At 42.9% G+C, this 11,072-nt stretch carries 8 protein-coding genes; all 8 read left to right on the top strand.

Translation table 11 applies throughout. From position 1 onward, the window contains the following. Nucleotides 1-25: 25 nt before the first annotated feature. The 8 genes from dapA to recA all read left to right on the top strand — a co-directional run bounded on the left by dapA (nt 26) and on the right by recA (nt 11,068). On the top strand, nt 26-925 hold the full coding sequence (gene dapA, locus G7Y46_RS02935; RefSeq protein ID WP_165252325.1) for a 4-hydroxy-tetrahydrodipicolinate synthase: 900 nt from the start codon (nt 26-28) through the stop codon (nt 923-925). A 47-nt stretch (nt 926-972) separates the two neighbouring features. Next, a complete protein-coding gene (locus tag G7Y46_RS02930; RefSeq protein ID WP_165060205.1) occupies nt 973-2,919 on the top strand; it encodes a ribonuclease J in 1,947 nt (648 codons plus the stop codon). Nucleotides 2,920-2,995: 76 nt separating this feature from the next. Beyond that, nucleotides 2,996-5,527 (top strand): DNA translocase FtsK 4TM domain-containing protein, encoded by a 2,532-nt coding sequence (locus G7Y46_RS02925; RefSeq protein ID WP_241157026.1) that lies wholly within the window; start codon nt 2,996-2,998, stop codon nt 5,525-5,527. A gap of 32 nt (nt 5,528-5,559) precedes the next feature. Then, on the top strand, nt 5,560-6,693 hold the full coding sequence (locus tag G7Y46_RS02920) for a helix-turn-helix transcriptional regulator (protein ID WP_241157032.1): 1,134 nt from the start codon (nt 5,560-5,562) through the stop codon (nt 6,691-6,693). A gap of 70 nt (nt 6,694-6,763) precedes the next feature. Then, nucleotides 6,764-7,261 carry a YajQ family cyclic di-GMP-binding protein gene (locus G7Y46_RS02915; protein ID WP_165252321.1) on the top strand — a complete coding sequence of 166 codons (498 nt, stop codon included), beginning with the start codon at nt 6,764-6,766 and terminating at the stop codon, nt 7,259-7,261. Between the two features lie 10 nt (nt 7,262-7,271). Beyond that, nucleotides 7,272-8,597 (top strand): 30S ribosomal protein S12 methylthiotransferase RimO, encoded by a 1,326-nt coding sequence (gene rimO, locus G7Y46_RS02910; RefSeq protein ID WP_165252319.1) that lies wholly within the window; start codon nt 7,272-7,274, stop codon nt 8,595-8,597. Continuing rightward, complete coding sequence (gene pgsA / locus G7Y46_RS02905) at nt 8,590-9,756, top strand: CDP-diacylglycerol--glycerol-3-phosphate 3-phosphatidyltransferase (protein ID WP_165252317.1); 1,167 nt, start codon at nt 8,590-8,592, stop codon at nt 9,754-9,756. The genes rimO and pgsA overlap by 8 nt, the downstream gene beginning before the upstream one ends. A 289-nt stretch (nt 9,757-10,045) precedes the next feature. Next, on the top strand, nt 10,046-11,068 hold the full coding sequence (recA, locus tag G7Y46_RS02900; RefSeq protein ID WP_165060192.1) for a recombinase RecA: 1,023 nt from the start codon (nt 10,046-10,048) through the stop codon (nt 11,066-11,068). Nucleotides 11,069-11,072 lie beyond the last annotated feature (4 nt).

Here is an 11,072-nt window from a genome sequence, read left to right as displayed (position 1 = left end):
AATGGCTGCGCATAGGAGCATAAATATGTCTCAACTACAACCGCGTTTTGGACGCATGATACCCGCTATGGTAACTCCTTTTGATGAAAGCGGAGAATTAGATTTAGCACGCACAGAGCAGCTTGTGGATAGGCTTATAACAGGCGGCAGCGATGCATTGGTTATAAACGGCACAACAGGTGAAAGCCCTACGGTCTTCTATCCGCAAAAGATGGATTTATTCCGAGTGGCTCTATCGGCAGCTAAAGGTCGTGTGCCTATTATTGCTAATGTGGGCGACAACTGCACTGCCGACACAATCTCTTTTGCAAGCGATGTGGAAAAATTAGGTGTAGACGCTTTTATGTGCGTTGTTCCTTACTACAACAAACCGCCCCAAGAAGGCTTGTATGCGCACTTTAAATCTATTGCCGATGCGCTAGATTTGCCAATAATTCTCTACAATATTCCGGGTCGTTGCGTTATTAATATGACCGCTGAAACTACGCTTTCACTTGCGCATAATTGCGACAATATTGTTGCAATTAAAGAAGCTTCTGGCGATATGGCTCAAATAAAAACAATAATAGATAACATGCCTGCAGATTTTGATGTGTATTCTGGCGACGACTCGGCTACGCTCGACATAATGAAACTTGGCGGTTCGGGCGTTATATCAACTATAGGTAACGTTGCACCTGATCGTATGCGCGAAATATGCTATTTATGCGCTAATGGTGATTGGGATGCTGCGTCTGCGGCAAATAATGCCCTTATGCCTTTGATGGAGGGTCTGTTTGCAACATCCAACCCAATTCTTGTAAAAGAAGCATTAAAACTTGCTGGATTCCCTGTCGGTGGTGTACGTCTTCCGCTTGTAGATGCAACACCTAAACAGTCGAAGCAGCTGCAAGATATTATGCGTGAAGTTGGGGTGCTTGATTAATAATCTAGCGCCCCATTGCGGGTTATATGAACTTAACAAGGAGTAAGATGTCTAGCAATAACGGGTTAAACCCCGATAAGAAAAATAATCAACATACGTATACGTCGCGACAAAATGCAAACAAAAAACGACATGAACCCAATAAAGCAAATGGTCAAAATTCCTCACAACAGCACACGGTAGACCAGAATACAAAGAAAAATACTAGTTCATACAAGCACGTTAGCATAGAACATAAACGTCCACATTTATCGCGTGATGGACAACACGACAGCAACAAAAAGCACCGCTATACCAAAAATAAGCGGCAGTTCAGAAGCAACAAAAATAACACTGATGCACAGTTAAGAATAATACCGCTGGGTGGTCTGGATGCCATAGGTAAAAATATGACAGTGTTTCAATGTAGAAACGACATGATATTAGACGATGCTGGTCTAATGTTTCCAGACGACGATCATCCGGGCATTGATTTGATTCTGCCAGATTATACGTATGTACTTGAAAATGCTGATAAATTGCGCGGAATAATAATTACGCACGGACACGAAGACCATACAGGCTCGCTACCTTATCTTATGAAGGATCTTGACCGCACAATTCCTATTTATGGCACCAAATTAACCCTTGGTCTTATTGAAGGAAAATTTGCTGAACATAAGATAAAAAATGCAAAACTGGTAGAAATAAAACCGGGTCAACAGATAAAACTCGGCTGCATGATGGTTGATTTTTTTGCGGTAAACCATTCAATTCCCGGGGCTGTTGGAGCCTTCATCCAAAGTCCTGCTGGAAATGTCTTGCATATGGGCGACTTTAAGCTAGACCAAACTCCTATAGATGGAATTACTACCGATTTCGCCGCTCTTGCTCGCTTTAGCGAACGCGGCGTAGATCTTATGATGTCAGATTCTACAAATGCGATGAACCCAACTTTCACCCCTTCAGAAGCAGAAGTCGGTAAGGTGCTTTCGCGAATAATTACCCGGGCAAAAGGTCGCGTTATTATAGCTTCTTTCGCAAGCCATATTCACAGAATGCAACAAATTTGCGACGCTGCTGTGGCATCGGGGCGCAAGGTGGTTGTCACCGGGCGTTCCATGATTCAAAACACAGATATTGCGCGAAAACTAGGGTATTTAACAATTAGCGATGATGACCTTATAGATGCCTACGAGATAAACGATATTCCTCCAGAACAAGTTGTTATTATGTGCACCGGCAGTCAAGGAGAGCCTCTTTCTGCACTTGCGCGCATAGCTAATGGTGAACACAAAACGATAGACATTGAAGCTGGGGACACGGTAATAATATCTGCAACACCTGTTCCGGGTAATGAAAAGGCTGTCACACGTGTAGTGAATTCACTAGCAAAAATAGGTGCCGATGTGTATGACAAATCGCGTGCTAGGGTGCATGTTTCTGGACATGCTGGCGCTGAGGAGTTAAAACTTGTTCTTAGCATTGTGAAACCAACAGCGTTTTTGCCTGTACATGGCGAAGCTGCACATTTGCGGGCACACGCAAAATTGGCAAGCGACACAGGAGTTCCCGAAGAAAACATCTTTATTCTTGAGAACGGTGACTCTTTGACGCTTTCTCATAATGGAGTTGAAAAGGGAGAAAGTGTTCAGTCGGGCATTGTGTATGTTGACGGTTTATCTGTTGGAGACACTTCGCAAGACGTCTTAAACGAAAGAAGCGAATTAGGCAATCAGGGTTTCGCCAGCTTAGCATGCGCTATCTCTATGAAAAACCGGACAATTTTAGGTCGCCCGGTTTTAGAAATGCATGGCATAACGGGGGGAGATGATTCGTATCTAACAGACGAAGTGCGAGACACTGTAGAAGGCACTATAAAACGATCTCTTGGCAAAAAAGATTCTTGCTTGAAAGATGTTCGCAAAGCTGCGCGCGATTGCGTTATGTCGCTTCTTTGGGAACGCACAAAACAAAGACCTATGGTAATTGTTAATTTGCTAGAGGTAGAATAGATTTGCTTTAGACTTGTAACCAAAATAACCAACGATCCGCATATACAGTAGAAACGTAATACGAAAGGGATTAGTGTTGGCGCGCAATACTCGATCTAAAAAGCAAGCTCAAAAAACCAGCAACGCTCCGCAGACGCGGCTTCCGCTTGAAGAGAGGAAACCTAAGGCTGGGCTTTTAGACGATTATGCAAAGCGCGATATAGCAGGAGTTATATTTATCGTTATCGCTATAGTGTTTATGCTCATAGCGGCAATGCCAGAAAATGAAGCTGTTGTATCGGGTGCACTTTCTGCTGGTGTTCATTTAGCTTTAGGCGCTGGTTCGTATGTACTTCCGTTTGTTTTAGCAATTGTAGGTATTACATTTTTATATCGCAGCGGCCGAGAGCGCCTATCTTTGCGCGCAGCTGTAGGACTTGCTATTCTTTATATTGCACTTCTTGGTTTTATGGCGCTATTTACCCCCATAACCACACTAGGCTCAGATAATCCCGATTTGCTGTTTTCGCCACATTTGCTTGTGAATTATGGTGGTTATATTGGTGCTGGAATAGCTTGGGCAGGAATTACTTTATTTGGACGAGTTATTACTGGAGTAATACTTATCGGAATAATGGTAATTGGACTTGTAATAGTAGGATTTTCTATATCAAGGCTTATTGAGAAGGTTAGAAGAAAAGCGCGCGAAATATCCTATAAGCACGCAGAAAACTCTTCATCAAATTCTCAGATTGCGCCTGCACGCATACGGCGGCGAGGTGGCGATATTCAACAATCTGCAGAAATAGACGATGAAGTTCTAGAAGTTGATAACTATTCCGCAGGTCTTGCTAATAGCGAAGAGATTTCCGATATTGAAAAGGGATTTGCTAACTCTGCCTTAACGCGGCAGCTTCCTACTGCTGGTAAAAAACGCAAACTAAAATCGCAAAAGGTAGCTGAAATAGATTCTTCGCGCATAAGCGACCCAAACATAACGATGGCTTTGTCCGATCTGGAAAATGCGCAGCCAACTAAAACCGCACCTATGACTAGAAAACTAGGTCGCGCCAAAGAAGATAATGCGCAAATAGCAACAAAAAATACTGCGGGTTCTACTAATTCTGAACCGAATACGCCAATATCGAAAGATGGTTTTATTTTGCCTTCTATGTCCTTGTTGGCTCGATCACCTAAAGGACGCAAAAGCGCTACAAACGCAAAAGAGCTTGGACATACTGCATCATTGCTGCAAAAAACCTTAGAAGATTTTGGTGTACCAGCAAAAGTTGTTGGTTGGGTGGCTGGTCCTACAGTTACTCTTTTCAAAGTTGATTTACCATCGGGTGTACGTGTAAGCAGAATTACTGTTCTTGATACCGACATTGCACTAGCGCTTGCAACGCCTTCAGTTCGTATATTTGCTCCTATTCCGGGTACAAATTATGTTGGCATAGAAGTTCCAAACGAAAAACGCGAAACGGTTTTTCTTGCCGATGTCCTAGACAGCGCCAAGAGCGGTCCTTTACAGATAGCCATAGGAAAAGATGTTGAGGGCAATCCCATAATTTCAGATTTGGCAAAAATGCCACACTTATTGATAGGCGGTACCACAGGCTCTGGCAAATCGGTATCTGTAAATGCCATGATAATGTCAATACTTATGCGTGCCACCCCATCTGAAGTTCGCTTCATAATGATTGATCCTAAACGTGTTGAATTTACTCCCTACAACGGCATTCCGCACCTATATACGCCTGTAGTAACAGAGCCTCGCGAGGCTGCGGGCGCACTGGCATGGGGAGTAGCGGAAATGGAGCGTCGTCTTAAAGTTATGAGCGATGCCGGTGTTCGCAATATTGGGCAATACAATCAAAAGGTGAAATCTGGGGCGCTAGAAGTGCCCGAAGGCGAAACAGCACCTACAACAATGCCTTATATAGTCATCATTATTGATGAACTTGCCGACCTTATGATGGCTGTTGGCAAAGAGGTTGAATTTTCTATATGCCGCATTGCTCAACTGGCGCGTGCTGCGGGTATACATTTAATAGTTGCAACTCAGCGCCCATCCACAAATGTTGTTACAGGATTAATAAAATCTAACATTACTAATCGCATTGCGTTTAACGTGGCTTCTGGGATAGATTCACGAGTAATAATTGATACAACCGGCGCTGAACATTTAGTCGGTTTAGGCGATCTGCTCCTGTCAAAACCGGAATTTGCTAAACCTGTGCGCATACAAGGTTGTTATGTTTCTGAAGCTGAAATAGAAGCAGTTGTTGAAAAGGTGAAAGAACAGGGCGAGCCAGAGTACCACACAGAAATCTTAAAGACTAATATACAAACTATTGGCAGCACTAATCCTAGCGGAGGTACTCCGTCTTCCGATGATCCGCTTATCTGGGATGCAGCAGAAATAGTAGTTTCGTCTAAAATGGGTTCAACATCTAATATACAAAGACGCTTGAAGGTTGGCTATGCACGCGCTGGACGTATAATGGATCAACTAGAAGAAAAAGGCATCGTAGGACCAGCAAACGGCTCAAAACCCCGAGAAGTAATGGTCGATGCATTAGAGTTAGAAACACTTAAAGCTTTTGAGAAGCAAGATTTGCAACCTTAAAGGGTGATAAACAGGAGTAGCATCTGGTGCCAATGCAGGATTCATACGGGCGCATCTTACGCGAAGCACGTGAGAGAGAAGGTTACGATCTCACTACTATGGCGCGTCGCCTGCATATTCGCCCTGATATTTTAAGATCGATAGAAGAGTCTGATTTTGGCAGAATGCCTGCAAGCGGTTATACCCGCAATATGATACGTGCATATGCACGCGCGGTTGGCTTAGATCAAAAGCGTATAAGCGAAATGTATCTCGATGAATTGCATCTTTTTGATACTGGGCGTCCGCGCGCTGGTAGCGCTCGTGCAGATAGTCATTCTGCGCAACGTAATTCTAGGACTCACAGAAATCCTGCAGCGGGTAGGACAGGCAGGGCTTCTTATAATGAAGACACACGAAGAACTAGCCAGTCTCGCAATTTAAACCGAAATACACCTTCACGAACATCTAGTTCACGAAACTCTAGCCGCAGTATTCCTGCGCGATCTGCATCTGGGCGTGCACCTTCACGCGGTTACGGATATGTAGGAGGCGAAAGGCATCAAGCATCGCGGCGCGGCTCTGCTATGCCAGATCCTCGCGGACGTAATACACTTTATGGCGGTAAGCAGGCAAGTAGAGGATTACCTAGCTTTGCAATATGGATAGGCATAGCTATTGTTGCTATTGTGCTCATAATTATTTTGGTAGTTTTATTCAATAGCGGCAGACAGGCTGTTCAAGATGTTCCAGATATTCCCATATCCGGGCTTACTGACACATCTAATCCAGAAGGCACAGTAAGCGCCGATGTTGTAGAAACACCGCCCGAAAAGGCAGTACTAAAACTGTCGATTGAATCTGGAAAATCTTCTTGGATTGAGGTAAAAGAAGGCGGTTCGAAATCAGAGCTATTATCCGAAGTGGTTAGAGGACCGTTTGAAGAGGAATATGATGTCACCGGTACACTTACGGTACGAACGGCAAACCCGAGTCCTGTTACCGTTGAAGTTGATGGCGTAGAACAGAAGCTAACAAAACAGAGCGGAACTGAATACTATGTATATACGCTAGATTTTCAGACCATCTTAGATGAATGGAATGAACAGCATCCCTCTGCCGATAGTTCGTCTTCCTCGGCGAGTTCTTCTGCATCTTCATCGTCTTCTAAGAAGTCTTCAGAATAGGATATATTCATAGTGATGCACAATGCGCGACCGCAGCGCAAGAAGCGGTGTATAACATAGAGGGGTTGAAATGGCAAAAGAAAATAGTTTTGACGTTGTGTCTCTTGTAGATATGCAAGAAGTTGATAACGCATTTCAACAGGCAAAGAAGGAATTATCACAGCGCTACGATCTTAAAGATTCCGGATCTAAAATTGAATTGGACAAGCAAAAACATGAAATGCTTGTAGAGGCTCCGTCAGATTTTGTAGCCAATCAAGTCATAGATATAGTTTCTTCAAAACTTGTAAAGCGCGGAATAGATTTAGGCGCTGTGAAATGGGGGGAAGTTCAAAGCATTTCCGGCGGCAATGTATCGCGCAAAGGTAACATTATTAGCGGTATTGATAAAGACACGCTTACCAAAATTAACAAAGATCTAAAGGCTCTAAAATTAAAAATAAAGACTCAAATTGAAGGCGACAAACTTCGCGTTACATCGGCCTCGCGCGACACTCTGCAAGATGTAATTGCTCACCTAAAGTCTGAAGACTTCGGACAGCCTTTGCAGTTTGTAAATTATCGATAAAGTTTTATATATGAATAACAATGTTTTAAAAGGAAGCGTTTGTATTTATACGCTTGGATGCGCAAAAAACGAAGTTGATTCGCAGCAAATGCGCGATCGTTTAAGGGATGCAGGATACTCTATTGTCGATAATGCAGATTTGGTAAATGTTGTTATAGTTAATACCTGCTCTTTTATTCAGGCTGCAACGGAGGAAAGCATCGATGCAGTACTTGAAGCTTGTTCGCTACCCGGAATTGATGAAGGTAGATGTGCTGTTATAGTTTCAGGCTGTATGCCTGCGCGATATGGAGAGCAACTACAAACAGAATTGCCAGAACCTTTCGCTTTTGTTTCCTGTGCAGAAGAGCAAAATATAGTGCAAGTTGTAGATGCCGCAATGAAAAGCCTTAATAACGCGCATCAATATAGTGCAAATGCCTGTTTAGAGGCACCTTGTGCACACATGCCTTACGCATATGTAAAAATATCTGATGGATGTGATAGGTTCTGCTCGTATTGCACAATTCCATTTATAAGAGGCAGATATAGAAGCTTTCCATTGGAAGATATAGAAAACGATGTTGAGAAAGCAATTCAAAATGGAGCCAAAGAAATTATCCTTATTGCGCAGGATACAGGTCGATGGGGAGAAGATTTAGAAGATGGCTGCAGTCTTGCATGGCTTTTAAGGTCGCTCGCGAATCGCTTTACCGATACATGGTTTAGGGTAATGTATATTCAGCCCGATGGCGTAACAGATGAATTACTAGACACTATAGCCGACTGTAAAAATGTCGCTAAATATTTAGATATTCCTCTTCAGCACGTAGATCCAACCATATTAAAAGCTATGAATAGAACAGGTTCGCTAGATACATTTCTAGCTTTGGCGCAAAAAGCAAGAAATCGCATAGATGAAGTTACTTTGCGAACCACTTTAATAGCCGGTTTTCCCGGCGAAACTGAAGAGCAATTCGAAATGCTTGTCGATTTTGCAGCATCGGGTTGTTTTGACTATGTTGGCGTGTTTCCCTATTCACAAGAAGAGGGCACATGCGCTGCTTCTATGGCTAATCAATTAGACGAAGATGAAAAAATGTATCGAGCCCAAAAAGTGCAAGATGCAGCTGACGCAGCAGGTGCAGCGGCTGTTTCTGCCCGCATTGGTAGCGTGCAAAATGTTTTAATTGAAGGTGTTGAAGAAGACGGGCAACTGTATGGACGCACTATGCAGCAAGCTCCCGAAGTAGACGGAATTACGTTTGTCGATTCTGGTAATGTAGGCGATATCGTTGCGGTCAGCATAGACGATACATTGCTTTACGACATGGAAGGCGCTACGATTAATGTCTGATAATCGCAAAAAAGCAGCTTCTAATATATGGACACTTTCCAACATTATTACTCTCATTAGGATATGTTTGGTCCCCGTATTTGTGGTTGCGCTGCTAAGTCCGTGGCCAGAGTGGTTTGGTATCGCACATCTGGTTGACGATCAGACAAAATCGCTTGTAGCGGCAGCAGTATTTATTCTTATTTCCGCTACAGACTGGATAGATGGTTATTTAGCCAGAAAGCGCAATGAAGTAACCGATTTCGGAAAATTTATGGACCCGCTTGCTGACAAAATTCTTGTAGCAGCAGCATTACTTGCGCTTGTAGAGCTTTCAGTATTGCCGGCTTGGCCTGTGCTCATAATTCTTGCACGCGAATTTATTGTGTCAGGTGTACGCATGATAGCGGCTAGCAAAAACGAGGTAATAGCAGCTAGTTGGTATGGAAAAGCCAAAACTGTCGCCCAAATAATAGCCATTGTTTTATTTTTGATAAAAGACGCTTTGGTAATTCCGAATACAGAGAATATCAATAACCCTCTGTACGTTATTTCATGGGTGACAATGATTATCGCCCTAATTCTTACGATCATTTCTATGCTTGACTATATTTCAAAAGCTAGACATTTATTAGGTTTTAAGCCCGCTAAATTTGATGCCGAAAATAGTGACGAATGCGATATTGACGACGAATATTTGAATGCATTAGCAGCAGATGTTGTTTGTGCGGCATCTAATAAAGGAGTTACCGTTTCTAGTGCCGAAAGCCTAACAGGGGGAATGGTTAGCTGCGCACTTACATCTGTTGCTGGTAGTTCTTCTGTTGTAATGGGTGGTGTGGCTAGCTATGCCCTCAGTGTTAAATCTGATGTACTTGGGGTAGATTCAGATACGCTCAAATCTGATGGTGCCGTAAATGCTCGTACTGCCATTGATATGGCTAAAGGGGCTCAGCGAATATTAAAGTCAGATTTTGCTGTATCAACTACAGGTATTGCAGGTCCTACTGGGGCTGAACCGGGCAAACCCATAGGCACAGTATGGTTTGCTGTTAGTACGCCTTACGCAACAGAAGCTGAGGTTATGCACTTTGAAGGCAATAGAGACAAAATCAGGCGTTTATCTGCAAAAAAGGCATTAGATATTTTGCTTGAAGCCATTAATGGGGATGCGCGTTAGAAATTTGTAAGGTTTATGCAAGGTTTTATAGGATTCAATATTGCATTTTAGCTAATATGAATATGTATTGATGCCATGTTTCTATTTAAATGTGTATGTATTTCTCTGTAAACAAAAATCGCATTTTTGATATATAAATGCAAGGTTTTATATCTATTATTGAACGTGTCAAGTGAAACAAAGTAGCTATAGCAGAATATAGTTTAACCTCTTGACTTGCAAACATACGTTCGTATAATATGTTCGTATTGCAAACATAGCCGATTCATAGAATGCAAGAGGAGAAAAAATGGCGCAGTCGAAAGAAGAGCTGCTAAAGAGTACGACCGATCAGATTGAAAAGAAATTTGGTCGAGGCTCTATCATGAAATTAGGAGAAAGCGGTGCCGATCTTTCTATAGGTGTTATACCTACCGGGGCTCTTCCGCTCGATGTCGCTTTAGGCATAGGCGGTGTACCGCGAGGCAGAATAATTGAAATTTACGGTCCAGAATCTAGCGGCAAAACAACTCTAGCCTTACAAATACTAGCTGAAGCGCAAGCTCTTGGTGGCATAGTTGCTTTTATAGATGCAGAACATGCACTTGATCCTGTATATGCAGCACGCCTTGGTGTAGATATAGATGAAGTTCTTATATCTCAACCCGATACAGGTGAACAAGCACTTGAAATTTGCGATATGTTAGTTCGCTCTAGCGCAGTTGATTGCGTAGTGATTGACTCTGTAGCTGCCCTTGTTCCTCGCGCTGAAATAGAAGGCGAAATGGGAGATACTACAGTTGGTTTGCAGGCACGCCTAATGTCGCAAGCTTTAAGAAAACTGGCAGGTTCTTTATCTAAGTCGAATACTACATGTATATTTATCAATCAGTTGCGCGAAAAAATTGGCGTTATGTTTGGTAATCCAGAAACTACCACAGGAGGTCGCGCTCTAAAGTTCTTCTCAAGTGTACGAATAGATATACGTCGAATAGAATCTATTAAAGTATCCGGAGAAGCAGTAGGCAATAGAGTACGAGCTAAGATTGTCAAAAATAAAGTAGCGCCTCCATTCCGTCAGGCTGAATTTGATCTTATGTATGGAGAAGGCATTTCTCGCGAAGGATGCATTATTGACATGGCAGTTGATTGTGGAGTAGCCAAAAAGAGTGGCGCTTGGTACACATATGGCGAGGAACGTTTAGGACAGGGAAGAGAAGCTGCAAAACAAACCTTACGTGACAACCCAGAGCTTCGAGATGAAATTGAGGCAAAAGTAAGAGAGAGCTACGATGTCCCAGTTATAAATGCAACTTCTTCGAACGCGGAATAATCAT

This window comes from Adlercreutzia sp. ZJ304, from assembly GCF_011039075.1.
Taxonomy (GTDB): Bacteria; Actinomycetota; Coriobacteriia; order Coriobacteriales; family Eggerthellaceae; genus Adlercreutzia_A.
The sequence above is the reverse complement of the archived record's forward strand: the minus strand, read 5'-3'. Positions and strand labels throughout refer to the sequence as shown.